The organism is Lysobacter niastensis (assembly GCF_015453285.1).
GTDB classification, from domain to species: domain Bacteria; phylum Pseudomonadota; class Gammaproteobacteria; order Xanthomonadales; family Xanthomonadaceae; genus Lysobacter_J; species Lysobacter_J niastensis.
The window spans coordinates 79621-104307 of sequence record NZ_JADLZT010000013.1 but is presented as its reverse complement, the minus strand read 5'-3'; the positions used below and the strand labels follow the sequence as shown (position 1 = coordinate 104307).

The 24687-nt window shown below is 68.2% G+C and carries 23 protein-coding genes and 1 pseudogene; 10 read left to right on the top strand and 14 right to left on the bottom strand.

Annotation, left to right across the window (positions count from 1 at the left end):
* Positions 1 to 185: 185 nt before the first annotated feature.
* On the bottom strand, positions 186 to 1427 hold the full coding sequence (gene tyrS, locus IU514_RS18805; RefSeq protein WP_194932683.1) for a tyrosine--tRNA ligase: 1242 nt from the start codon (positions 1425 to 1427) through the stop codon (positions 186 to 188).
* 188 nt (positions 1428 to 1615) lie between these two features.
* Here tyrS and IU514_RS18800 point away from each other — a divergent pair, with 188 nt between their 5' ends.
* Both IU514_RS18800 and IU514_RS18795 read left to right on the top strand, forming a co-directional pair.
* Positions 1616 to 3076, top strand: coding sequence for a M23 family metallopeptidase (locus IU514_RS18800; protein ID WP_194932682.1), 1461 nt, complete (start codon positions 1616 to 1618; stop codon positions 3074 to 3076).
* Between the two features lie 13 nt (positions 3077 to 3089).
* Positions 3090 to 4220 (top strand): anhydro-N-acetylmuramic acid kinase, encoded by a 1131-nt coding sequence (locus IU514_RS18795; protein ID WP_194932694.1) that lies wholly within the window; start codon positions 3090 to 3092, stop codon positions 4218 to 4220.
* On the opposite strand, the gene IU514_RS18790 is transcribed toward IU514_RS18795, so the two are convergent.
* Genes IU514_RS18790 through IU514_RS18780 form a run of 3 tightly spaced genes read right to left on the bottom strand, consistent with a single transcriptional unit; the run spans position 4205 to position 6782 of the window.
* On the bottom strand, positions 4205 to 4540 hold the full coding sequence (locus tag IU514_RS18790; RefSeq protein ID WP_194932681.1) for a hypothetical protein: 336 nt from the start codon (positions 4538 to 4540) through the stop codon (positions 4205 to 4207). The genes IU514_RS18795 and IU514_RS18790 overlap by 16 nt on opposite strands.
* 48 nt (positions 4541 to 4588) lie before the next feature.
* Entirely contained in the window at positions 4589 to 6004 is a 1416-nt protein-coding gene (locus IU514_RS18785) for an AmpG family muropeptide MFS transporter (RefSeq protein ID WP_194932680.1), read from the bottom strand.
* Positions 5994 to 6782, bottom strand: coding sequence for an exodeoxyribonuclease III (locus tag IU514_RS18780; protein ID WP_194932679.1), 789 nt, complete (start codon positions 6780 to 6782; stop codon positions 5994 to 5996). Before IU514_RS18780 ends, IU514_RS18785 begins: the two co-directional genes overlap by 11 nt.
* Positions 6783 to 6849: 67 nt before the next feature.
* Between IU514_RS18780 and IU514_RS18775 the strand changes: the two genes are divergently transcribed.
* The 3 genes from IU514_RS18775 (at position 6850) to IU514_RS18765 (ending at position 8826) form a co-directional block, all read left to right on the top strand.
* Positions 6850 to 7365, top strand: a complete 516-nt coding sequence (locus tag IU514_RS18775) for a GNAT family N-acetyltransferase (protein ID WP_194932678.1) — start codon at positions 6850 to 6852, stop codon at positions 7363 to 7365.
* A gap of 10 nt (positions 7366 to 7375) precedes the next feature.
* Complete coding sequence (gene pyrE / locus IU514_RS18770; protein ID WP_194932677.1) at positions 7376 to 8032, top strand: orotate phosphoribosyltransferase; 657 nt, start codon at positions 7376 to 7378, stop codon at positions 8030 to 8032.
* A gap of 140 nt (positions 8033 to 8172) precedes the next feature.
* A complete protein-coding gene (locus IU514_RS18765; protein WP_194932676.1) occupies positions 8173 to 8826 on the top strand; it encodes a hypothetical protein in 654 nt (217 codons plus the stop codon).
* Between the two features lie 66 nt (positions 8827 to 8892).
* Here the strand turns inward: IU514_RS18765 and IU514_RS18760 are convergent, their stop codons facing one another.
* From IU514_RS18760 to coaBC, 3 genes and pseudogenes are all read right to left on the bottom strand, one after another.
* The gene (locus tag IU514_RS18760; protein ID WP_194932675.1) at positions 8893 to 11211 is read right to left on the bottom strand and encodes a phosphomannomutase/phosphoglucomutase; all 2319 of its coding nucleotides are present in this window, start codon (positions 11209 to 11211) and stop codon (positions 8893 to 8895) included.
* 14 nt (positions 11212 to 11225) lie between these two features.
* Complete coding sequence (gene dut / locus IU514_RS18755; RefSeq protein ID WP_194932674.1) at positions 11226 to 11684, bottom strand: dUTP diphosphatase; 459 nt, start codon at positions 11682 to 11684, stop codon at positions 11226 to 11228.
* A pseudogene (coaBC, locus tag IU514_RS18750) lies at positions 11681 to 12918 on the bottom strand (bifunctional phosphopantothenoylcysteine decarboxylase/phosphopantothenate--cysteine ligase CoaBC). Before coaBC ends, dut begins: the two are co-directional and overlap by 4 nt.
* A gap of 120 nt (positions 12919 to 13038) precedes the next feature.
* Here coaBC and radC point away from each other — a divergent pair.
* The 3 genes from radC to IU514_RS18735 all read left to right on the top strand — a co-directional run bounded on the left by radC (position 13039) and on the right by IU514_RS18735 (position 16305).
* Complete coding sequence (radC, locus tag IU514_RS18745) at positions 13039 to 13713, top strand: RadC family protein (protein WP_194932673.1); 675 nt, start codon at positions 13039 to 13041, stop codon at positions 13711 to 13713.
* Between the two features lie 84 nt (positions 13714 to 13797).
* The gene (argS, locus tag IU514_RS18740) at positions 13798 to 15486 is read left to right on the top strand and encodes an arginine--tRNA ligase (RefSeq protein ID WP_194932672.1); all 1689 of its coding nucleotides are present in this window, start codon (positions 13798 to 13800) and stop codon (positions 15484 to 15486) included.
* Positions 15487 to 16305, top strand: coding sequence for an SPOR domain-containing protein (locus tag IU514_RS18735; RefSeq protein WP_194932671.1), 819 nt, complete (start codon positions 15487 to 15489; stop codon positions 16303 to 16305).
* 76 nt (positions 16306 to 16381) lie between these two features.
* Here the strand turns inward: IU514_RS18735 and IU514_RS18730 are convergent, their stop codons facing one another.
* Positions 16382 to 17248 carry an NAD(P)-dependent oxidoreductase gene (locus tag IU514_RS18730; RefSeq protein WP_267464048.1) on the bottom strand — a complete coding sequence of 289 codons (867 nt, stop codon included), beginning with the start codon at positions 17246 to 17248 and terminating at the stop codon, positions 16382 to 16384.
* A gap of 95 nt (positions 17249 to 17343) precedes the next feature.
* Positions 17344 to 19233: an arginine decarboxylase gene (speA, locus tag IU514_RS18725; protein WP_194932670.1), complete on the bottom strand. Its 1890-nt coding sequence runs from the start codon at positions 19231 to 19233 to the stop codon at positions 17344 to 17346.
* 216 nt (positions 19234 to 19449) lie between these two features.
* On the opposite strand from speA, the gene speE reads away from it, so the two are divergent.
* On the top strand, positions 19450 to 20298 hold the full coding sequence (speE, locus tag IU514_RS18720; protein ID WP_194932669.1) for a polyamine aminopropyltransferase: 849 nt from the start codon (positions 19450 to 19452) through the stop codon (positions 20296 to 20298).
* A 56-nt stretch (positions 20299 to 20354) separates the two neighbouring features.
* Here the strand turns inward: speE and IU514_RS18715 are convergent, their stop codons facing one another.
* On the bottom strand, positions 20355 to 21482 hold the full coding sequence (locus tag IU514_RS18715) for an acyltransferase family protein (RefSeq protein WP_194932668.1): 1128 nt from the start codon (positions 21480 to 21482) through the stop codon (positions 20355 to 20357).
* A gap of 170 nt (positions 21483 to 21652) precedes the next feature.
* Between IU514_RS18715 and IU514_RS18710 the strand changes: the two genes are divergently transcribed.
* Positions 21653 to 22216: a hypothetical protein gene (locus IU514_RS18710; protein ID WP_194932667.1), complete on the top strand. Its 564-nt coding sequence runs from the start codon at positions 21653 to 21655 to the stop codon at positions 22214 to 22216.
* Positions 22217 to 22222: 6 nt separating this feature from the next.
* Here the strand turns inward: IU514_RS18710 and tatC are convergent, their stop codons facing one another.
* The 4 genes from tatC to IU514_RS18690 form a co-directional block, all read right to left on the bottom strand.
* Positions 22223 to 22975, bottom strand: a complete 753-nt coding sequence (gene tatC / locus IU514_RS18705) for a twin-arginine translocase subunit TatC (protein WP_194932666.1) — start codon at positions 22973 to 22975, stop codon at positions 22223 to 22225.
* The gene (gene tatB / locus IU514_RS18700; RefSeq protein ID WP_194932665.1) at positions 22962 to 23411 is read right to left on the bottom strand and encodes a Sec-independent protein translocase protein TatB; all 450 of its coding nucleotides are present in this window, start codon (positions 23409 to 23411) and stop codon (positions 22962 to 22964) included. The genes tatC and tatB overlap by 14 nt, the downstream gene beginning before the upstream one ends.
* A 36-nt stretch (positions 23412 to 23447) precedes the next feature.
* Positions 23448 to 23675, bottom strand: coding sequence for a Sec-independent protein translocase subunit TatA (gene tatA, locus IU514_RS18695; protein WP_194932664.1), 228 nt, complete (start codon positions 23673 to 23675; stop codon positions 23448 to 23450).
* A 75-nt stretch (positions 23676 to 23750) separates the two neighbouring features.
* Positions 23751 to 24608, bottom strand: a complete 858-nt coding sequence (locus IU514_RS18690; RefSeq protein ID WP_194932663.1) for a lipid-binding SYLF domain-containing protein — start codon at positions 24606 to 24608, stop codon at positions 23751 to 23753.
* Positions 24609 to 24687 lie beyond the last annotated feature (79 nt).

Here is a 24687-nt window from a genome sequence, read left to right as displayed (position 1 = left end):
GCAAGCCGCGGATCCGTCAACCGGTTCAAGCCATCTTTTCGATCGCCTCAACCGCTCCAAACCCGTGCCGCTTCCGGCGCGCCCCGCTTCGATCAACTTCACCTCGGCGGGGCGCGCATTGTGCACATGCACAACGATTTTTGGAAGGGTTTTCTGAAACTTTTTTCGAAAGATTTTTTGTGGCGTTACGCGGCCACGAGGCGCACGCGTGCAAACGTGCGTTTGCCCACTGCGAGCACGCCCTCGAATCCGGGCATGAACACGCGCTGCGCGTCCTCTATGACTTCTCCATCGATGCGCACCGCACGCTCCTTGAGCTTGCGATTGGCCTCCGAATTGCTCGGCGTCAGGCCGGCAGAGGTCAATAGCGCTGCAATTCGCAGGCCTTCCGCCGGCACGGCAACGTCGGTCAACGGCAAGGAAGCGACATCGCCCTCGCCGCGCACCGCGGCATTCCAGCCCGCAACCGCCTGTTCGGCCGCCGCGGCGCCGTGGAATCGCGCCGCCAGCTCGCGCGCCAGGCGCATCTTGAGATCGCGCGGATTGAGCTGGCCGCCATCGATATCCCGGCGCAGCACCTGGACCTCGCTGAGCGAGATCTCGAAGCTCAGCAGCTCGATCCAGCGCCACATCAGCACGTCGTCGATCTTCATCGTCTTGGTAACGATATCGATCGCCGGCTCGTTGATGCCGATGTAGTTGCCCAGCGACTTGGACATCTTGTTGACGCCGTCCAGACCTTCCAGCAGCGGCATGGTCAGCACGATCTGCGGCGGCTGGCCGTAGTGCTCCTGCAGGCCGCGACCCATCAACAGGTTGAACTTCTGGTCGGTGCCGCCGAGCTCGACGTCCGCTTTCAGTGCCACCGAGTCATATCCCTGCACCAGCGGATACAGGAACTCATGGATCGCAATGGACTGCTGGGCCGCGTAGCGCTTGGAGAAGTCGTCACGCTCGAGCATGCGCGCCACGGTGTGCTGGGCAGCCAGCTTGATCATGTCGGCAGCGCCCATCTGCCCGAACCACTCGGAATTGAAGCGGACCTCGGTGCGCTCCTTGTCCAGGACCTTGAACACCTGGTCGGAGTAGGTCTGGGCATTGGCCAGCACATCCTCGCGAGTCAGCGGCTTGCGGGTGACGTTCTTGCCCGTCGGGTCGCCGATCATTCCGGTGAAGTCGCCGATCAGGAAGATCACCTGGTGGCCGAGGTCCTGGAACTGCCGCATCTTGTTGAGCAGCACGGTATGGCCCAGATGCAGGTCCGGCGCGGTCGGGTCGAAGCCGGCCTTGATCCGCAGCGGGCGGCCACCTGCCTTCATGGATTCGACCAGGCGGGCCTCCAGCTCATCGCGCTTGAGGATCTCGTCGGCGCCGCGACCGATCAGGTCGAGGGCCTCTTCTACGTTCGTGTCGCGTTGGGGGGACAAGGGCGGGGACTCTGAATAAGGGGGGCGGCCGACGATTTGCGACCGCGAACGTGAATAACGTTAAAGCCGGGTTAAGCGGTGACTTTTCGAAAAACCCTATTCATCTCAAGGGTTTGACGCACACTGCTGTGGTGACTATGGTAGCGCCGCTACGCGCGCTTCACATCTTCGCGCGGGGGATTTTTGCCATGACCCGACCCGAGCAGGTTTCCGGACCCGCCCAAGCCCGCCGCGAGCGCCTCAACGCGCTCCGTGAAGCCGCATTGCACCGTCCGGTGCTGGCACGCCATTTGTCCGACGGCTTCAACGGACGGTGGTCGCGCCGCCAGTGGGTCCAGGCCAGCCTGTTTGCCACGATCGGCATGCTCGTCGTCGCCATCGTGCCCGGTTTCGAGACGCCGTTGCTGCACAAGCCGGCTTCGCTTGCGACGCGCCATTCGATGGCGCTCACGTTGCCGCCGTTGCCGCTGGCGCGCCTCAAGGGCGCAACCGGCGACAGCTGGCAGGTGGTACGCGTCAACCGCGGCCAGACGCTCGGCTCGCTGTTCGAGCAGTTCGACATCCCGGCGTCGACGATGCACGAGATCCTCGACCATCCCGGCGCGAAAGCATCCTTGACCCGTCTGAAGCCCGGCACCGAGCTCGCGTTCGACCTGCCCGTCGACGGCCAGTTGCGCACGTTCCGCTACGACCGCGACGACAGCCACCGCATCGAGTTGAGCCTCAACGGCGAGCAGATCACCGAGAAGGTGATCGTGCGCCCGACCGATACGCGCACCGTGGTGATCAGCGGCGAAGTCGGTTCCTCGCTGTTCCGTTCGGCGCGCAAGCTCGGCCTGTCGGGCTCGAACATCAACACGCTGACCGACGACATCTTCAAGTACGACATCGACTTCAACGAAGACGTCGGTGCCAAGGACCGCTTCAGCGTCGTGGTCGAGCAGACCTGGCGCGAAGGCGAACTGATCAAGACCGGCCCGGTGCTCGCGGCCACCTTCACCACTGGTGGCAAGCTGCACACCGGCTTCCGCTTCGAGCGCAACGGCAAGGCCGAGTACTTCACCGGCGACGGCCGTCCGCTGAAGAAGAGCTTCATCCGCATGCCGATCCCGTATGCGCGCCTGACCTCGAGCTTTGGCACGCGCCGCCACCCGGTGCTGGGCCGCGTGCGCATGCACAAGGGCGTGGACTACGGCGCTTCGACCGGTACGCCGATCATGGCCGCCGGCGACGCCCGCGTGGCCTCTGTCGGCTGGCAGGGCGGCTACGGCCGCGCCGTCGTGCTCGACCACGGCCGCGGCTACACCACGCTGTACGGCCACATGTCGCGCTTCGGCAAGATCCGCCAGGGCCAGCGCATTCCGCAGGGCACCGTGATCGGCTACGTCGGCAGCACCGGCCTGGCCACCGGCCCGCACCTGCACTACGAGTTCCGCGTCAACGGCGTGCACCGCAACCCGCTGTCGATCACGATGCCGCCGCCGGAACCGCTGAGCGGCGCCGCGCTGGCGCAGTTCCGCAGCCAGACCAGCGTTGCGCTGGCACGCATCCAGGAAGTCGAGAACATCATCTACGCCGACGCGAGCCCGGCCCCGGCCAAGCTGCCGGCGAAGCAGGACGGCGAAAAGCCCGGCAAGCAGAAGGCCTGACGTGGCGCATCCGATGGCCGGCATCTTCGTCGGCCTGATGTCCGGCACCAGCGCCGACGGCATCGATGCCGCGCTGGTGCGTTTCGACGACGGCGCAACCAATCCCCATTGCGAACTCCTGCTCGGCCGCACGTACCCGTGGCCGGACGACCTGCGCGCGCGCCTGGTGGCGCTGGGCCAGGGCGAGGACGCTCGCTCGCTGGAGGAACTGGGCACGCTCGACGTGCAGACCGCCGTGGCCTTCGCGGAGGCAGCGCGCGACCTGATCGCCGCGGCCGGAGTCGACGCCGGTGCGATCCGCGCGATCGGCTCGCACGGGCAGACCATCCGCCATCGCCCGGAAGGCGCGCGCTACGACGGGCAACACCCCTTCACCTGGCAGATCGGCGACGGCAACGTCATCGCCGAGCGCAGTGGCATCGCCACGGTGGCCGACTTCCGGCGTCGCGACGTCGCCGCGGGCGGCCACGGCGCGCCGCTGATGCCGGCATTCCACGCCGCCATGCTGCACACGCCGGCCGAGGATCGGGCCGTGCTGAACCTCGGTGGCATCGCCAATTTCACGCTCCTGCCCGCACAGGGCGACGTGCGGGGGTTCGATACGGGCCCGGCCAACGCGCTGATGGACGCCTGGTGCGAGCGCCACCGCGGCACGCCGTTCGATGCCGGCGGCGCCTTCGCCGCCAGCGGCCAGGTCGATGCGGAGCTGTTGCTGCGGCTGCTCGACGAACCCTGGTTCATGCTGCCGCCGCCGAAGAGCACCGGCCGGGAACAGTTCCAGCTGGACTGGGTGCAGTCGCGCCTTCGTGGCGGCGAGAAACCCGAAGACGTGCAGGCGACGCTGCTCGAACTGAGCGCAGCAACCGTCGCCGACGCGCTGCGCGCCCACCAGCCGGATACGCGGCGGGTGATCGCCTGTGGCGGCGGCGTGCGTAACGAGCGTCTTTTGGCGCGCATCGCCGGACAGCTGCCGGATGCGCAGGTGGAGACGACCGCGAACTACGGGCTCGACCCGGATTTCGTCGAAGCGATGGGCTTCGCCTGGCTGGCGCGGCAGACCCTGGCCGGCCTTCCCGGCAACCTGCCCAGCGTCACCGGCGCGCGCGGGCCGCGCGTGCTCGGCGCGGTCTATCCGGCCGGCTGACCCTTGCCTTCACCGAGGTAGGCGAGCAGGTCCAGGTCGAACTGGGTCTGGCCCGCGTGCTCGTTCTTATCGCCCTCGATGCGGCCGATCAACGAGAACCCGGGGTCGTTGGGCACGACCTCCAGCGCCGATATCGCGGCCTGCAGGGCCATGGCGTCGGAGTCGTTGAACTTGGCCGCAAGCTGGCTCTCGCAGGCGAACAGGCCGTGCTCGAGCAGATGCATGAGCGCCTCCTGCAGGTTCCAGCCGCGAACCTTGGCAACGCGGCCGATCCGCTCCAGGAGCACCTGGTCTATGTCGTGCAGCACGATGTCGGTCATACCGCCACTCCCCGAGTCACAAGCCCCCGCTGTCCCCCCGCGTCGATATTAGCTCGTTACCGCGCCCGCGACCGTGCCGGGCGTAGGCTTGCGCAACATCAGCACCGCGCACAGCAAGAGGGCCGGCACACCGACCAGAGCGGTACCCGCAAAGAACAGCGAGTACGCCTCCAGCAGGCTGCGGCCTGTTTCCAGATGTTCGATCGCCACACCCGACAGGCCCTTGAGGACCTTGCCCGGCAGCGCATAGAACGAACTGAGCAGGGCGTACTGCGTGGCGGTATAGCCGGCGTGGGTCAGGCTGGACATGTAGCCGATCAACGCCACGCCCGCGAAACCGCTGCAGAAGTTGTCGATGGCCATGACCGCGGTGAAGACGCCGGCGTCCGCGCCATGCAGGGCCAGGTACGAGAAGGCCAGGTTGGATCCCGGGCCGAGCACGGCACCGACCAGCAACGTGGTGAAGGCCCCGAACCGCACTGCGCACAAACCCGCGGCCGCGATGCCGACGATGGTCGCGATCAGGCCGAACGACCCTCGCACCGCGCCGACGGTTTCCTTGTCCATCCCGAGATCGGCGTAGAACGGGTTGGCCATGGGCCCGAGCACGAAGTCCGGCAACCGGTACAGGCTGATCGCCAGCAGCATCACCAGCGCCCACCGCCCGTGCTGGCGGAAGAACACCAGGAACGGACCGATCAGCGCGTCGAACAGTCCTTGCGGCGTCAGCAGGGCCGGATGCGGTGCGGCGGCGGCCTGGACACTGGCCGCCGGCTCGCGCGCCAGGAACGTGGCGAGCACGCCGACGCCCATCAGTGCCGCCATCAGCTCATACGACATCGTCCAGCCGACACGCGCCGCGAAGATCAGAATCAGCGAATCCGTGACCAGCAGCGCCGCGCGATAACCCAGTGCCGCGGTCGAAGTCAGCAGGCCCTGCTGCTCGTTGTTGTCGGCGATTTCGATACGCCAGGCGTCGATCACGATGTCCTGCGTGGCCGAGGCGAATGCCACCACCAGTGCGAGCACGCCGAAAACGACCAACTGGTCGAGCGCGACCCCGAACAGCATCAGCTGGCCCTGCAACGGCTGCACGAGCGCCATGCCGGTCAATGCGACGGCAACCACCAGCTGCGACAACAGCATCCAGCCGCGGCGGCGGCCGAGCCAGCGCCCGAGCAACGGCGCATCGAGCTTGTCGATCAGCGGTGCCCACAGGAACTTCAGCGAATACGCCAGGCCGACCCACGACAGGAAGCCGATCGTCGACAGCTCGATGGCGTTCTCGCGCATCCAGTAGCCGAGCGTGTTTCCGACCAGGTAGATCGGGATGCCGGAGCTGAAACCCAGCAGCAGCATCACCAGCACTTTCGGCTGGCGCAGGCTGGCCAGCACCTGCTGCCAACCGCGGCGTTCGCGCTTGGCGGGAACGGGCTTGGCGGGAGCGGCGGCCTCAGTAGTCATAGTCGACCGTGAACGGTGCGTGGTCGGAGAAACGCGGCTCCTTGTGTATCGAGCACGCCTTCAGGCGATCGCGCAGGCCCGGCGTGACGATCTGGTAATCGATGCGCCACCCGACGTTGTTGGCGCGGGCGGCGCCGCGGTTGCTCCACCACGTGTAGTCCTGTCCTTCCGCATGCAGCTTGCGGTAGGCATCGACCCAGCCGCTGCTTCCATCGGGCATGGCCTCGCCGCACAGGCCGTTGAGCCAGTCGCGCTCGGGCGGCAGGCAGCCGGAGTTCTTCTGGTTGCCGGTCCAATTCTTGATGTCGAGGCGCGAACGCACGATGTTCCAGTCGCCGCAGAGCACGTAATCGCGGCCGCTCGCGAGCCACTCGCCGAGCACCGGCTTGAGCCACTCCATCACTTCGAACTTGAAGCCCTGGCGCAGTTCGCCCGATGAACCGGACGGAATGTAGAACGACACCACGCTGAGGTTGCCGAAGCGCGCCTCGATGTAACGACCCTCGTCGTCGAAGGGCGCCCAGCCGAGCGCGGTGCGCACTTCGTCCGGCTCGCGGCGGCTGTAGATCGCCACGCCGCTGTAGCCCTTCTTGGTCGTGGCGTCCTTGAACCAGGCGCGGTAGCCGTCGGGACGGAAGGCCGCGTCGGCCAACTGGTGTTCCTGGGCCTTGGTCTCCTGGAGGCACAGCACGTCGGCACCCTGCCCGGCGAACCACTCGAAGAACCCCTTGCTGGCGGCCGAGCGCAGGCCGTTGGCGTTGAAGCTGATGATGCGCATGCGCACTCCACTGAATCCCGGGCCGATCATAGCCCGGACGCGACGGCGAGGGCCTATCATTCCGCGCATGCCGGCTGCCGATTCCCCCGTCCGCGTCGAGCGCATCGTCGACGATGCAGTGATGCGTTCCGTGCAGGAATTGCGCGTGTCCGGCGACCAGTACCGTTTCGTCGGCGACACCGCGTTCAATCTCGGCAACAGCCTGCGCGATCCGATGAGCGAGGCGATGGCGGTGTTCGCAGGCGAGACCGTGGTCGGCTTCTATCGCCTGGACTTCGCGCCGCGCGCGATCGCCGGGCGCGACTGGCCAGAGCCCGCCGTGGGGCTGCGCGCGTTCGTCATCGGCCTGGCGTACCAGGGCTGCGGTTTTGGCGCCGGAGCGCTGACCGCCACGTCCGCCGACCTGCGCCGTCGCCATCCCGGCCGGCGCCTGCTGGCCCTGACGGTCAACTGCACCAACCACGCAGCGATCGCGATGTACCGCAAGGCCGGCTTCACGGACACCGGCGAACTCTATCTGGCTGGCAGTTCCGGCCCACAACACGTCATGCTTTACCGTCTGCAGCCGCAAGCCCTCACCTGATAACGATCCGATGAACGACCACCGCTCCCGCTTCCTGCAACTCGCACTGCGCGCCGATGCGCTGCGCTTCGGCGAGTTCACGCTCAAGTCTGGCCGGCTGAGCCCGTATTTCTTCAATGCCGGCCGTTTCGACTCCGGCGCGACGCTGGCCGAACTCGCGAGCTGCTACGCCGATGCGATCGATGCCGCGAAGGTCGACTTCGACCTGCTGTTCGGCCCGGCCTACAAGGGCATCCCGCTGGCGACGGCGCTCGCTTGCGAATACGCCCGCCGCGGCCGTGACCTCCCGCTGGCGTTCAACCGCAAGGAGGCCAAGACCCACGGCGAGGGCGGCACGCTGATCGGCGCTCCGCTGCAGGGCCGGCGCGTGCTGATCGTCGATGACGTGATCACCGCGGGCACAGCGATCCGCGAAGCCCTGTCGATCATCGGCGGCGCTGGCGGCACGGTGGCCGGCATCGTCATCGCCCTCGATCGCCAGGAAGCCGTCGACCCGGCCACTTCCCGACGCTCCGCGGCACAAACCGTCGCGGCTGAACACGGCCTGCCCGTGATCGCCGTGGCCACATTGGGCGACCTGCTGGCGTTTGCGGGCGATCATGTCGAACTGACTGCGCAGCGCGAACGCCTGCTGGCCTATCGCGAGGCCTACGGCAGCCTCGACTGAGGCGCCTGCGCCGAATCGACATGCGCGTCACCGCACTGCGGGCATGAATATCCTGGCTATGTCCCGCGCGTGGCCCGACTCTTGCTTGGGGTTGTGGATAGGCTGGGCGAACAGACCCGGCATTTCAGGCTTGGACCGACATGAAGACGATTCCACTTCGACTGACCGGCGCCGTGCTGCTCGCACTGGCACCGCTGCTGGCCACGGCACAGTCGGCCGGCGGCAAGAAGCTGTATTGCTGGAACGAGAATGGCCGCAAGGTCTGCGGCGACGCCCTGCCCGCTGACGCGGTGAACAACGCGCGCACCGAGATCAGCTCCCAGAGCGGACTGACGACCGGGCAGGTGGCGCGTGCACTTACCGCCGAGGAAAAAGCGGCGGCGGCAGCGCAGGCCGCAGCCAATGCCCAGCAGGCCGCCGTGGCCGAGGCCGCCGCGCGCCGCGACTTCGCCATGGCCCAGTCCTACGAGACCGAAGACGAACTGCGGCGTGCCTTCGAGGAGCGGATCCTGCTGCTCGACGAGACCGTGAAGTCCTCGCAACTGGGCGTCGCGGGCCTGCGCCAGAGCCTGATGAGCCTGCTGCGCCAGGCCGGCGAGCAGGAACTGGCGGGCACGCCGGTACGCCCGGCGCTGGCTGACAGCATTCGCGGCCAGCATGCGGAGCTGATGCGGCAGCAGGGCCTGCTGGTGCAGCAGCAGAAGCAGCGCAACGAGATCGAGGGCGAGTTCAACACGGCCCTGGAGCGCTACCGCGCCCTCAAGCACCCGGGAAGCGCGCCTACCGGCGGCTGATCAGGCGCTTTCCCGACTTACACCTCAACAAAACGCCTCCTGCCCGCAGGAGGCGTTTTTTGTTGGTCAGAACGGCAGGACCAGGTCGGACTTCAGCGCCAGCAACTGCGTGCGGAAGTCGGACTTGATGCGATCCAGCGCCTGCTGCGAGTCTGCGTCGAAGCGCAGCACCAGCACCGGCGTCGTGTTGGACGCACGCACCAGGCCCCAGCCGTCCGCCCAGTCGACGCGCAGGCCGTCGATCGTCGACAAGCGCGCGCCCTCGAAACGGGCGGCATTGCGGAAGCGTTCGACGAACGTGTGCGGATCGCCGTCCGGCGCGTCGACCTTGATCTCCGGCGTCGAGATGCCGTCGGGCAGCGAGGCCAGCGTTTCGCCGGCCGGCTGCGGCCGGCTCGCCAGGATCTCGAGCAGGCGCGCCGCTGCGTAGATACCGTCATCGAAACCGTACCAGCGCTCCTTGAAGAAGAAGTGGCCGCTCATCTCGCCGGCCAGCTCGGCATCGGTTTCGCGCATCTTGGCCTTGATCAGCGAGTGGCCGGTCTTCCACATCAGCGGGCTGCCGCCGTGGCGCAGGATGTGGCCCGGCAGGCGGCCGGTGCACTTCACGTCGAAGATGATCTGCGCGCCCGGGTTGCGGTCGAGCACGTCGGCCGCGAACAGCATCAGCAGGCGGTCCGGGAAGATGTTCTGGCCGTCGCGGGTGACCACGCCCAGGCGGTCGCCGTCGCCGTCGAAGGCGATGCCGAGATCGGCATCCAGGCGCTGCACCATCTTGATCAGATCGTTGAGGTTGTGCGGCTCGCTCGGATCCGGATGGTGGTTCGGGAACGTGCCGTCGATCTCGCAGTACAGGGGCGTGACCTCGGCGCCGACCGCCGTCAACACGCGCGGGCCGATGTCGCCGGCCACGCCGTTGCCGGCATCGACGACCACGCGCAGCGGACGGTCGATCTGCACATCGGAGGCGATGCGCTGCACGTAGTCCTCGGAGATGTCGCGCACCTGCATGCCGCCAAGCGTGTCCGCGGCGTGCAGACGTCCGCCGGCGATGCGGTCGTAGAGATCGGTGATCGCGGTGCCCGACAGCGTCTCGCCGCCGACCACGACTTTGAAGCCGTTGTAGTCCGGCGGATTGTGGCTGCCGGTGACCGACACGCAGGAACCCGCGCGCAGCAGGTAGGCGCCGAAGTAGGTGACCGGCGTCGGCGCCATGCCGATGTCGATGACGTTGCGGCCGGCCTTGCGCAGACCCGCGATCAGGCCCTCGGTCAGGCTCGGGCCCGACAGGCGGCCGTCACGGCCAATGACTATCTCGGTCAGGCCCTGCTCGTGCATCAGCGAACCGATGGCCTGGCCGATCTGCACCGCCACGCCGACGTCGAGCGACTGTCCGACCACGCCGCGGATGTCGTACGCACGGAAGATGCCGCGATCGATCACGACCTCGCCGCCCGCCCCTTCCTGCTTGGGCGGGGAGGCCGCTTCCAGCTTCGGCAACGGCGCGATATCGGCCACCGTAACGGCTTCGGCAAGTGTCGGCGCCGCTGCATCGTCCTCGGGCTCGCCCTTGCGCGCCAGCACCTTCGGCAGACGCGAGGCCACCAGTGCGATCAACCCGAACAGGATCGCGGCCAGGAAGCACGGCAGGGCGCCCAGGCCGAACGGGCCGCCGGCCACGTCGGGAACCGCCGCGGCGACACGCAGTTCGCTGCCGGGAATCTTCGCCGCAAGCGCTTCCGCACCACCGGCCAGGGCCGCATCGCCGCGCTCGAGCAGCGTGGAACCGCCCTGGCGGAGGGCGATGTAGCTGTCTTCCGCGATTTTGCCTTGCTCCAGGGTGCTGGTGATGCGTTGCAGCGGCAGCAGCACGTAGGCAACGCCGGCCAGATCATTCCCGACCTTGGCGGGGGCGGCGATGGCTAGCTGCGAGCCGCCCTTTTCCTTCACCACCCAGGCGATTGGCTGGCCGGCTGCGATGGCTGCCTCGGCCGCCGCCAGGCGCCCGAAGCCACCCTGCGGCAACTGGCCATATTCGCTCGCCAGGTCCGGTGCCAGCACCTGAGCCTGCTTGGCCAGCGGCCAGCCGTCGGCGAGGCGGCGGCCGGCCGAGACCAGGTCTCCGGCCACCAGCGATTCCTGCATCGGCGCGGTGCCCAGGCGATCCTGGATGCGCTTGTACTCGGTCCTCAGCGCGAAGGTCGCTGCCTGCACGGCTTCGTCGCGCACCTGCTGGACTTCGCTGCGGCGCGTCTCGTCGCGGTGCTGCTGCCAGCCGCTCCACGCCAGCCAGGCCGCGACCAGGCCACTGGCAATCGCCACCAGGGGCAGCACCTGCTTCAAGGAGGCGTGCAGCTGGGCGCGCCCCGGATTCGTATCGGACATCGGTTTTTCCCCTGTCAGCGCACGCCGGTGTGGCCGAACCCGCCGGCCCCGCGTGTGCTTGCTTCGAATTCTTCAACCACCTGCAGCGCCGCACGCACGATCGGCAGCACGACCAGCTGGGCGATGCGGTCCCCGGGCTGCATCGTAAAAGCCTCTCGCCCGCGGTTCCAGACGCTGATCAGCAATGGCCCCTGGTAATCGGCATCGATCAGCCCGGTGCCGTTGCCGAGCACGATCCCGTGCTTATGGCCCAGGCCGGAGCGCGGCAGGATCACCGCGCACATCGTCGGGTCGCCGACGTGGATCGCCAATCCGGACGGCACCAGCGCCGTGTCTCCGGGCTGCAGCGTCAGCGCTTCGTCCAGCGCCGCGCGCAGGTCGAGGCCGGCGCTGGCCTGGGTGGCATAGGAGGGCAACGGCCATTCGTCGCCGAAGCGGGGGTCCAGCAGCTTGATCTCGAGCGTGTGGTTCATGCGGTGGTGGCAGGTCCTTGGTTCAGGCGTGCGGCGATCAGGTCCAGCAGTTCGTCGGCCAGCTGCGTCTTCGCGGCCGGACCAAGCGCATGGACCGAGCCGTCGACGGCATAGACGGTCAGGGCGTTGTCGTCGCTTTCGAAGCCGCTGCCGGACTCGCCGACGCGGTTGGCGGCAATGAGGTCCAGGCGCTTTTTTTCCAGCTTGCCACGCGCGTAGGCCTCGACATGGTCGGTCTCGGCAGCGAAGCCGACGACGACGCGCGGGCGCTGTGCGTGGTCGGCGACGTCGGCCAGGATGTCGCGGGTGCGCACCAGCGTCAGCGTCAGCGAGTCCTGGCCGGCTTGTTTCTTGATCTTGCTAGCGACGGCGTGCGCAGGCGCGAAATCGGCTACCGCGGCGGCGCCGACATAGACGTCGGCCGGCAATGCCGCCATCACCGCGCCATGCATCTGCGCGGCAGAACGCACGTTGATGCGCTCCACGCCCGCCGGCGTCGGCAGCGATACGGGGCCCGCGACCAGCGCGACCCGCGCGCCGCGCTGTGCCGCCGCGGCGGCGACGGCGAAGCCCATCTTGCCGCTGCTCCGGTTGCCGATGAAGCGCACCGGATCGATGTCCTCGAAGGTAGGGCCGGCGCTCACCACGATGCGCAGGCCGGCGAGCGAGGCGATGTTCATGCGAACGCCTGCGCGACTGCAATGACAATTTCGGCAGGCTCGGCCATGCGGCCAGGTCCGGATTCGCCTTCGGCGAGGGGACCGTCGTTGGGGCCGACCACATCGACGCCGCGCGAGCGCAGCGTGGCCATGTTGGCCTGCGTCGCCGGGTGCAGCCACATGCGATGGTTCATCGCCGGGGCGACCGTCAGCGGCGCGGTGGTGGCCAGGCAGAGCGTGGTGACCAGGTCGTCGGCGAAGCCGTGGGCCAGGCGCGCCAGCGTGTTGGCCGTGGCCGGCGCGATCACGATGCGGTCGGCCCAGCGCGCGAGTTCGATATGGCCCATCGCGGCCTCCGCCGCCTCGTCCCACAACGACGTGCGCACCGGACGGCCCGACAACGCCTGGAACGTGGTCGTGCCGACGAAACGCTGGGCGTTCTCGGTCATCGCGACGGTCACCTCGGCGCCGGCATCGCGAAGGCGGCGAACCAGTTCGGCGGATTTGTACGCGGCGATGCCGCCGCATACGCACAGCAGCAGCTTCTTTCCGCGCAATGTACTGGCCTCGGCCATCGCCCTTGGGAATCCTTACCGCGGAATCGGCGCCTAGCTTACCCGATGGCCAGCGGCGTTCCTGAAGCCTGCGCCCGCGCGTCCGGCTTCAATGATGCGACTCCCCTGCGATGCAGCGACATGCACATCCGCGACTGGCCCGCCCACGAACGCCCCCGCGAAAAGCTGCACGCCCGTGGCGCCGGCACGCTGTCCGACGCGGAACTGCTGGCGATCTTCCTTGGCTCGGGCCTGCGCGGATGCGACGCCGTCACCACGGCTCGCGAACTGCTGCTGCGTCACGGCCCCTTGCGCGCGCTGCTGGAGCGCACGCCGGCGCAACTGTCGCGACTGCCGGGACTGGGTCCGGCCCGGGCCTGCCTGCTGGCAGCAGCCCTGGAACTGGGCCAGCGCCACCTGGCGGCGCAACTCGAGCGCGGCGCCGTGCTGACCGATCCGCAGTCGGCCGGCCGCTACTTCGCGCTGCGCCTGCGCGGACGGCCGCAGGAGGTGTTCGCGGCGCTGTTCCTCGACAGCCGCCATTGCGCCCTCGCGTTCGAGGAGCTGTTCCTGGGCACGATCGACGGCGCCGAGGTCCATCCGCGCGAGGTCGCCCGCCGCGCACTCGCGCACAACGCGGCCGCCGTCATCGTCGGACACAACCACCCCAGCGGAAATCCGGAGCCCAGCGCCGCCGACCGCGCCGTGACCGCCCGCCTGAAACAGGCGCTGGCGCTGATCGATGTGCGGCTGCTCGATCATCTGGTCATCGGCGATGGCACGCCGGCCTCGATGGCGGCTCGCGGGTGGGTATGAACGGGGCGGGGCCACGTGACCCATTAGGTGAAGGCCGGGCCAGCCCGTAAAATGCCCGGTCCCGCAACACCCCAGCAGAATCCCGTGAAAGCCAACCTCCGCGCGCTCGTCGCGCAGGCCATCGACGCGCTGCGCGCCGCCGGCACCCTGCCGGCCGACCTGCCCACGCCCGATTTCGTCATCGAACGCCCCAAGACCCGCGCCCAGGGCGATTTCTCGTCCAACGCGGCGATGCTGCTGGCCAAGCCTGCCAAGTCCAACCCGCGCGCCATCGCGCAGGCGTTGGTGGACGCGCTGCCGGCCAATGACGACATCGCCAGGGTCGAGATCGCCGGCCCAGGCTTCATCAACTTCCATATCGGCGAAGGCGCCTGGCGCCGCCAGCTCGGCGAGGTGTTCGTCCAGGGCGCGCGTTACGGCCGCAACGAGTCCGGCAAGGGCCATCGCGCCGGCGTCGAGTACGTCTCGGCCAACCCGACCGGCCCGCTGCATGTCGGCCACGGCCGTGCGGCGGTGATCGGCGACTGCATCGCGCGCGTGCTCGACGCCAACGGCTGGGACGTGGCGCGCGAGTTCTACTACAACGACGCCGGCGCGCAGATCAACAACCTCGCCATCTCGGTGCAGGCGCGTGCGCAGGGCAAGGGGCCGGACGACGCCGGCTGGCCGGAAGACGGCTACCGCGGCGACTACATCAAGGACGTCGCCAACGCCTACCTGCGCGGCGATAGCGTCGAGGTCGAAGGCCACGTCGTGACCGCCGCGAAGGACCCGGACGATCTCGACGCGATCCGCCAGTTCGCCGTGGCCTACCTGCGCCGCGAGCAGAACCTGGACCTGGAGGCCTACGGCGTCTCCTTCAACGTCTACTTCCTCGAGTCGTCGCTGTACACCGACCGCAAGGTCGAGGAGACCGTGCGCGAGCTGGTCAAGCACGGCCACACCTACGAGGAAGGCGGCGCGCTGTGGCTGCGCACGACCGATTTCGGTGACGACAAGGACCGCGTGATGCGCAAGTCCGACGGCACCTACACCTACTTCCTGCCCGACGTCGCTTATCACATGTCGAAGTGGCAGCGCGGCTACGAGCGCGCGATCACCGAGCTCGGTGCCGACCACCACGGCTCGCTGGCCCGCGTGCGCGCCGGCCTGCAGGCACTGGACTGCGGCATCCCGCAGGGCTGGCCCGAATACGTGCTGCACCAGATGGTCACGGTCATGCGCGGCGGCGAGGAAGTGAAGCTGTCCAAGCGTGCGGGCAGCTACGTCACGCTGCGCGACCTGGTCGACGAAGTCGGCCGCGACGCGACGCGCTGGTTCCTGATCGCGCGCAAGCCGGACTCGCAGCTGACCTTCGACATCGACTTCGCCCGCAGCCAGTCGCTGGACAACCCGGTCTACTACGTGCAGGTCTCGCACGCGCGCATGTGCGGCCTGCTGCGCCAGCTCAACGAGCGCGGCCTCAGCTACGACCAGGCCAACGGCCTCGCACAGCCGCTGGACCTGGACGACGACGCCGCGCGCGAACTGGTGGTGACGCTGCTGCGCTACCCGGACGTGGTGGAGATGGCCGGCCGCGACCTCGAGCCGCACCAGATCGCCGCCTACCTGCTCGAACTGGCGCAGACGTTCCAGACGTACTACAACGATCACCAGTTCCTGGTCGAAGACGACGCCACGCGCCACGCGCGCCTGGTGCTGGCGATGGCGACGAAGCAGGTGTTGGCGAACGGTCTCGAATTGCTCGGCGTCAGTGCGCCGGAGGTAATGTAAGTGGCAGCAAAACGCGGTAAGTCGCAGGCCAAGCGCAATGGCGGCAACGACAGCACCCTGCCCGGCTGGGCATGGATGGTGCTCGGCATCCTGATGGCGGTGGTGGTGATCCTGGTCGCCCCGAAGTACCTGAAATCCAACGGCGACGGCTTCTTCCGTCCGCAGCCCAATCCGGACGCGCAGCCGGCCCCGGTGGCCAGCAGCGAAGACGAAGGCGTGGTGTCCGACGACGGCGCCGGCGAGGAAGCCCCGGCCAAGCGCGACAACAAGACCGCGGCCAAGAAGGACACCGACTACGACTTCTACACGCTGCTGCCGGGCAAGGAAGTGCCGATGAGCGACGCCGAGCTGGCCGCCAGCGAGCGCGCCGAGGCGCAGCGCCAGGCCGCCGCCCAGCCCAAGCCCAAGGCGGAACCGGAATCGGAACGAAAGCCGGCGGAGCCGGCCGCCACGGCCACGCTGCCCAAGCCGGTCGAACCAGCGGCCGGCAACGAACCCGCCGCCGGCGATGCCGCGACCACCGCCCAGGCCAAGCCGGACAAGCCGGCGGCTCCGGTCGCAGCCGAAACAGCCGCGGTCGACGACGGTACCCGCTACCTGCTGCAGGCCGGCGCATTCCAGGCCTCCGGCCAGGCCGAGGAGATGAAGGCGAAGATCGCCATGCTCGGCCTCGGTGCGCGCGTGGAATCGGCGGACATCGGCGGCAAGACGGTCTACCGCGTCCGCATGGGGCCCTACGGCACCGCGAGCGATCTCGCCGACGCCAAGCGCAAGCTGTCCGGCGGCGGCCTGTCGGCGATGGCGATCAAGGTCAAGTAAGCAACGCCTGGCACCAAAGAAAAACGCCGGCCTCGGGCCGGCGTTTTTCTTTTGCGGGATCGGTGACGCCGGGCGGCTACGCCACCGCGCCACGCTTGATGGTGATCAGCGCCGAGGTGTCGGATTCGCCCATGCCGCGCTCGAGCAGCTCGGCGTAATCGGCCAACGCCTGCTCGATGACCGCCAGGCGCAGGCCGCTGCCTTGCGCGATCGACTGCACGATGCGCAGGTCCTTCAGCATGTGCGCGCTCTTGAAGCCTGGGCTGAACTCGTCGCGCAGCATCGTTGCGCCGCGCTTGTCCAGGAACCAGTTGCTGGCCGCGCCGGCCATCAGCGTCGGCAGCAGTTTGGCGGGATCCAGGCCCAGCTTCTCGCCGAGTGCGAGACCTTCGCACACCGCCTCGTTGATGCCGGCGACGAGCACCTGGTTGACCGCTTTGGTCGCCTGGCCGGCGCCGGTGCTGCCCATGTGGGTGATGCGCGCGGCGTAGCATTCGATCACCGGCTGTGCGCGCTCGAACGTGTCGATGTCGCCGCCGACCATCACCGACAGCTTGCCGTTGCGCGCACCTTCGACACCGCCGGACACCGGTGCGTCGAGGAAGCCGATGTCGTGCGCGGCCAGCATGGCTGAGGCGCGGCGCGCCGTTTCCACCGCGACGGTGGAATGGTCGATGACGACGGCACCCGGCTTCAGCACGCCGGCCAGCGCGGCGACGTTCTCGAGCACGTCGGCATCGAGCGAAACGCACAGCACGACCACGTCGCAATCGGCGAAGTTGGCGGCTGAACGCGCAGCGCGCACTTCCAGTTCCGCCGCCAATGCATCGGCCTTGGACTGGGTTCGGTTGCCGACCGCGGTCAGCAGCCCCTTGCTGTGCACGTAACGCGCCATCGGCGCGCCCATCGCGCCCAGGCCGATCACTCCAACTTTCATCTTCATCTTCCGCTTGTTCGTGTTGAACGGATCAAGCGATCCGTTCGTAGGCGGCGACCCAAGGGCCGCCGTAGGTTGCTTCATGTCCTGCCCTGCAAGGGTCAGGCCAGCGGCGTATCGTCCAGGTAGGTGTAGCCGGTCAGTCCGGTTTCCAGCGCCGCTTCCAGCCGCGCGCCTTCATCGGCCGGCAAGCCGGCGGCGGCGACCTTGGCACGGTAGGCCGCGCGCAGGTCGTCGAGCTTGTAGCCGACGTAGTCGAGCATCACGTCGGTGGTGTCGCCGCGGCGCTGTTGCGCGATGCGATAGCCGCCGTCGTCGACCCGCACCTCGACCGCGTCGGTGTCGCCGAACAGGTTGTGGATGTCGCCGAGGATTTCCTGGTACGCACCGACCAGGAAGAACGCCAGCCGGTAGCTCTCGCCCGGTCGCGGCGCATGCAGCGGCAGCGACGTGTCCAGGCCCTCGTTCTCTACGTAGGTCTTGACCGTGCCGTCGGAGTCGCAGGTCATGTCGGCAAGCACGCCGCGGCGCGTCGGCACCTCGTCCAGGCGCTCGATCGGCACGATCGGGAACACCTGGTCGATCGCCCACACGTCCGGAATCGATTCGAACACGCTGAAGTTGACGAAGTACTTGTCGACCAGGCGGTCGTTGAGTTCGTCGAGCAGTTCGCGGTGGCTCTTCTCGTCGTAGCTCAGGCGCTTACGCACGGCGTGGGCGATCGCGTAGAACAGGTCGTCGATGCGCGCGCGGTGCACCAGGTCGATCTGGCCCAGCGCGTACAGCGACAGGCCCTCGCTGTGGTGGTGCTGGGCTTCGTGGAACAGCTCCACGGCCGGGCGCTGGTCGAGCTCGCCATGGATTCCGCGCAGGTGGCGGATCACCGCGGGCTCGTCGTCGTGCTCATCGGGGATGCGGCCTTCCGGCGCTTCCTCGACTTCGGACACATTGGCCACCAGCACCGCGTGGTGCGCGGTCATCGCGCGTCCGCACTCGGTGACGATGCGCGGCGCCGGCAGGCTGTGCTCGGTGCAGGCCTCGGCCAGCGGCTGGACGATGTTGCTGGCGTACTGGTGCACGCCGTAGTTGATCGAGCAGTAGCCGCGCGAGCGCGTGCCTTCGTAGTCGATGCCGAGGCCGCCGCCGACGTCCATGTAGCGGATCTGCGCGCCGAGCTTGGACAGTTCGACGAAGTAGCGCGTCGCCTCGCGCATGCCGTTGGCGATGTCGCGGACGTTGGAGATCTGCGAGCCCATATGGAAGTGCAGCAGCTGCAGGCAGTCGCTCATGCCCGAGTCGCGCAGGTTCTTCCACAGGTCCAGCACCTGGCGCGGGGACAGGCCGAACTTGGCCTTGTCGCCGCCGCTGTTCTGCCACTTGCCGGCGCCCAGCGAAGCCAGGCGCATGCGCACGCCCAGCCCCGGCTTCACGCCGAGGCTGCGGGCTTCCTCCATCACCAGCGCAAGCTCGGAGGGCTTCTCGATGACGATGAAGGTTTCCATCCCGAGCTTGCGGCCGATCAGCGCCAGCCGGATGTACTCGCGGTCCTTGTAGCCGTTGCAGACGATCAGCCCGCCCGGGCGGCTGAGGGCCAGCACGGCCATCAGTTCCGGCTTGCTGCCGGCCTCCAGGCCGAAACCGTCGCCGTGGTGCGAGGCCAGCGTGCCGGCGACGCCCTGGTGCTGGTTGACCTTGATCGGGTAGACCGCGGTGTAGCCGCCGGCATAGTCCCAGTCGGCCTGGGCCTGGGCGAAGGCCGACTGCAGCTTGCCCAGGCGGTCGCCGAGGATGTCCGGGAAACGCACCAGCAGCGGCAGCTTGGCGCCGTTGGCACGGGCCGCGTCGACCACTTCCGGCAGGACCACCACCGGGCCCTGCGCGCCACGCGGCCGCACCGCGATCTGGCCGGCGGCGTTGACGTCGAAATACCCCTCGGACCAATGCGGGATCGAGTAGGTCTTGCGGGCCTGATCGAGCGACCAGTCGGACATCGGCGTAGGTACCAGCAGGGGAATGGGGGGAGCGCATTCTACAGCCCCCTGCCCACGAGGCCGTGTGGAGGGCCGAACCATACGGTTTCCTTGCACGATGTCCGCGCATCACGGCCACCGACGGCCGGTCCGCTACAATGCCGCCCCCTCCCCGCCGCCCGGCCGTCACCCGACGGGACTTGCCGGCCGCGGCCATCTCCCCTGGGACGAAACGGCATGAGCAGCAACTGGCATTACGAGAACTTCGAGCCGACCGGCTCCGCGATCGGCTATCGCATCACCCGCAAGCTGGACGAGGTGCAGTCGCCGTTCCAGAAGATCGAGATCTTCGAGAGCACCGACTGGGGCAACCTGATGCTCATCGACGGCGCGATGATGCTGACGACGAAGGACAACTTCTTCTATCACGAGATGATGTCCCACCCGGCGCTGTTCACCCACGCCAGCCCGAAGAACGTCGTCATCATCGGCGGCGGCGATTGCGGCACGCTGCGCGAGGTGCTCAAGCACCCGGGCGTCGAGAGCGCCGTTCAGTGCGACATCGACGAGCAGGTCACGCGCATGGCCGAGAAGTGGTTCCCGGAACTATGCGACGCCAACGGCGACAAGCGCGCGACGCTGCTGTTCGACGACGGCATCGCCTACATGAAGAACGCCGCCCCGAACTCGCTCGACATCGTCATCGTCGACTCGACCGACCCGGTCGGTCCGGCCGAGGGCCTGTTCAACAAGGCGTTCTTCGAAAGCTGCTTCCGCGCGCTGAAGGACGACGGCATCCTCGTGCAGCAGTCCGAGTCGCCGCTGATGCTGCTCGACCTGATCAAGGAAATGCGCGCCGAGATGGGCAAGGCCGGCTTCACCACGTTCCAGACGCTGCCGTTCCCGCAGCCGTGCTACCCGACCGGCTGGTGGAGCTGCACGATGGCGCGCAAGGGCCAGGGCTTCGACTTCCGCGCCGCCGATTCGCGCGCCAAGACGTTCGAGACCAAGTACTACACCGCCGACATCCACCAGGGCGCGGCCAACCTGCCGCCGTTCGTGGCGGCGGCGCTGGGCGGGAAGTAAGTTCCTGCCGGATTCTCCCGAAGCCCCGCTCCGGCGGGGCTTTTTATTTGAAGCGCTCAGCCGGCCGGCGCAGCGGCAGGCGACGCGGCGGTGACGGAGATTCGCCGGCGCCGGCGCTCGCGCAGCGCGAGGAACGGCCGCTCCACTGCGTAGTGCAATGCCGCCCCGCCTAGCACGGTGGCGAGCGCATAGATCGCGAACGCGACCAGGCCGCGGCCGTACAGCCATTCGCCGAATCCGTGGTCGACCGCGCGGAACACCAGCTTGTGGCTCAGGTACAGGCTGTAGGAGATGGCCGCGATCCAGCCGGCGCCCGGCAATCGCCAGCGGCCGAACCAGCTGCGGTCGCTGGTCGCTGCCACGACCAGGCAGGCGATCGCAGCCGACAGCACCGGCCAGCCGATCGAGTTGCCCGTCAGGCCGGCACGTTCACGGAACAGCCACAGCGCCAGCGCCATTCCGGACAGACCCAGCCATGCGAACGTGTTGCCGCGTCCGAGCATGCGTTGCCAGGCGCCCGGGCGGAACACCGCGATCGCCGCCAGCGTCACGCCGGCGAGCAATCCATCCAGGCGGTTCCAGGTCGGGTAGTAGATGTCTTCGACGAACCAGTTGCGCGGCGGATCCAGCGCGTTGTCGTACAGCCACACACCGGTGCGCAGCGCGATTCCCGCCACCACCACGGCCGCCGCCAGCCACGCGAAGGCCGCGATCGATGTGCGCCGCCGCACCAGCCACCACGCCAGCGCGGGGAACAGCAGGTAGAAATGCTCTTCCACGCACAGCGACCACGCATGCGAGAACGCCTGCAGGTGCGTGTAGTCGACCAGCAGGTTCATCGTGAAGGTGGCGAACTGCCACCACGGCGCCATCCCCTCCGCTTCGCGCAATCCGGGAAATGCGAGATAGATGGCCAGCACCGCGAGGAACGCCGGCAGGATCCGGTAGGCACGGCGCGCGTAGAAGTCGGCGAACCGCAACGGCTCGCCGCGCGCCAACGGCTCAAGCACCTGGCGGCCGATCAGGAAACCGCTGAGCACGAAGAAGATGTCGACGCCCATCCAGCCGTAGCGCGACAGCCAGGTGAAGTCCGGCCCGAGCCCGCCCACCAGGAACGAGTGGAACAGCATCACCCAGACGACCGCGATCGCACGCAGCAGGTCCAACCCGGGCAAGCGGCTCATGGAATTCCTTTCCGGAGATGACGTCGGGATGCGCAGACTAGCGGCTGCGATCGGGCGCGCCTAGCCGGATGCGTCGCCCGCGCCGTGACGCGCAGCATGCCTCGTGCGGCACCCCGCCCTGCGTTACGCTGGCGGCGCAATACTCCACGCCATGGCCAGGGGAAGCCGGAATGCGAACGAGCAGGGCGATTGCCGTCACCGCGCTGTTGTTGCCGCTATGCATGGCGAAGGCCATCGCGGCGGAGCCCACCCGTCAGTTCGACGAGTGCTGGAAAGCAACGTTCGAGCAGGAGCTCAGCGGCGAGGTCCGTGAGAAGACCAGCAGCGGCGGCCCCTACGGCTACCTCTACAGCTACGAAGGCGACTTCCACTGGGTGGGCGAGCCGCGCTCAAGCCCGGTCGCCGTCACCTACACGTTCTGTTTCCGCGAACGGCTCGACGACGGCGGCGCACTGGTCGTCGGCGACAGGAACATCGAGCTGGGACGGGTGGGATCGGTAAAGCTGCCGCCGCTGGTCCACGAAAGCGCGAACTACAGCTACACCTCGACTCGCGACCACCGCGACTTCCCGACGCTGTACGGCTCGTTCCGCACGCCCGGAAAGCCGGACAGCAGCCTGGAGATCCAGCTTGATCGCGTGCGCCGTACCGCGACGGTCGTAGTGCGCTCGGTCAAGGACAAGGCGGCGGTGGCCAGCTACATGCAGGGCGGCGCGCAGCCGCTGGCGCACTGACGCGTATCAGTCCGCGGCCGGCTTCCGTGCCACCCAGCCGGCGGCGATGATGCCGATCTCGTAGAGGATGCACATAGGGATCGCCAGCATCAGCTGCGAGACCACGTCCGGCGGCGTGATGATCGCCGCGATCACGAACACGCCGACGACGGCGTAGCCGCGCGATTCCTTCAACTGCTGCGGCGTCACCCAGCCGAGCAGGGCCAGGATCACCAGCGCCACGGGCAGTTCGAAGCTGGCGCCGAAGGCTAGGAAGATCACCAGCACGAAATCCAGGTAGGCGTTGATGTCGGTCATCATCGCCACGCCGGTCGGCGTGATCTTGGCGAGGAAGCCGAACACCGTCGGCAGCACCAGGTAGAAGGCGAACGCGCAACCGGCGTAGAACAGCGCGACCGCGGACACCAGCAACGGCAGCGCCAGGCGCTTCTCGCGCTGGTACAGGCCCGGCGCGACGAACGCCCAGGCCTGGTACAGCAGCCACGGCACGGTCACCAGCAGCGCGGTGAAGAAGGCGAGCTTGACCGGGGCGAAGAACGGCGAGGCGACCTCGACCGCGATCAGCTGGCCGCCCGCCGGCAACTTGGCCAGCAGCGGCTGCGCCAGGTAGGCATAGATCTTGTTGGCGAACGGCAGCAGCGCCACGAACACCAGCATCAGCCCGGCGACCGCGCGCAACAGGCGCGCGCGCAATTCGATCAGGTGATCGATCAGGCGGGGTTCTGCGGACGTCTCGGCGCCGTGATCAGCGTCGGTCATGGTCGTCGTGCGTGGCCGAGGAGTCGTGCTCAATGGGGGCGTGCTCGACCGGTGCGTGGGCTACGGGGTCGTTGGCGGATGCGGGCGCTTCGGCCTGGGCTTCCGTCGCAGGTGCCGGCGTCTCGTCGGCGGCCGTCTTCGCCACGGACTCGACGTCGCGGCCGAGCGAATCGAGCTCGCGCCGCACCGACTCGCCACTGCGCTGCAGGCTTTCCTGCGCCTCGCGCAGCGAGGCCTGGGTCTGCTGCAGGCTGCGCTTGAGTTCCTCCGACGCGAGCTCGTTCTCCAGCTCGGACTTCACGGAGTACCACTGCGCGCGCGCGCGGCGCACCCACAGGCCCGCGAAGCGCGCGGCCTTGGGCAGGCGCTCGGGCCCCAGCACCAGCAGGGCCACGATCGCGATCATTAGCAGCTCGAAGAAGCTGATATCGAACATGACAGCGCGGCGGCGCCGAAGCGCCGCCCTTCAGGCTCAGCGCGTGTGTTCGTCGTTGCGCTGCGTGCTGTCGGCCTTGGTCTGGCCGTCGCGCGATTCGTCGGGCAGCTGGCCGGCCGGACGATCTTCGTCCTGCATGCCCTTCTTGAAGCCCTTCACCGCCTCACCGAGGTCCTGACCGACGTTCTTCAGGCGCTTGGTGCCGAACACCAGCACCACGATCACCAGAACGATCAGCCAGTGCCAAAGACTCAAACCACCCATGGGAACGCTCGTAGCAAAGAGGATATCGGCATGAGGATACCGCAGCGGCGCGGCAACCGCTGTTACGGACTGTGCTCAGGGCAGCGGCTCGGACTGAACGGGGCTTTCGACCGTTTCGAACTTGCCCGGCGCCGGCTCGGCCGGGGCCTGCGCATGCATCGGCTGCGTCACCGCGGCGCTCGCCACGGGCGCGGGCGCCCGGGCCGGGGCACGCTTGGCGGCGGAGCGGCTGCCGCCGCGCTCCTCGCGGGCGATGGCGCTGGCTTCCTCGAGGCGATCGCGGAAATCCACCACGGCGTTGGACGGCTGACCGTGCGCGCGACCCTCGAAGATCATGCGCGGCGTGGTGTCCTGCCCGTAGACCGCTTCGTTGGCGGCGTCGTCGATCGACAACACCGCGCCGTCGAGCGCGATGCCGGCGAACAGTCCGCGTGCACGCGACCAGGACCAGATCTCGGCCTTGAGCTGGCCGTCGGTGGCGGTGGCGGCATTGCGGCCGACCGGACCGGCGGCGACGCCGGCATCGGCACCGAGCGTGACCTTGCCGTTGACGACCGAATCCAGCCCGCGATCACTGCGGAAGACCAGCACCACGTCGGCCGACTGCACGCCGGCCTGGAAGCCGATGCTGCCGCCAGTGAGCTTGACGAAGCTCGGGCTGGACCAGGTGCCGTCAGGGTTCTTCACCGACATCAGGCCGTGCCCGCGGCGGCCGCCGAGCACCAGGCCGAGCTTGAGCGTGTCGGGCACGACGACAATGCCACGCGCCTCGTCGAGCAGCTTGTCGGGGATCGCCGACTCCGGGATGCGCTGGATGTCGGACAGCACGCGCACGGCATTGCGCGCGCGCTCGTCTTCGGTCGGACCGGCCACGGCAGTGGTGGCGAGGCCCAGGCTGATCAGCAGGACGGCTAGGCGCGAGGGACGGGGCATGGAGGGCTCCAAAGTTGTGCGAATGCTTCGACCGCAACGCGGGCAGTCGGTTCAGGCTAGTAACGGGGCAATGAATCGT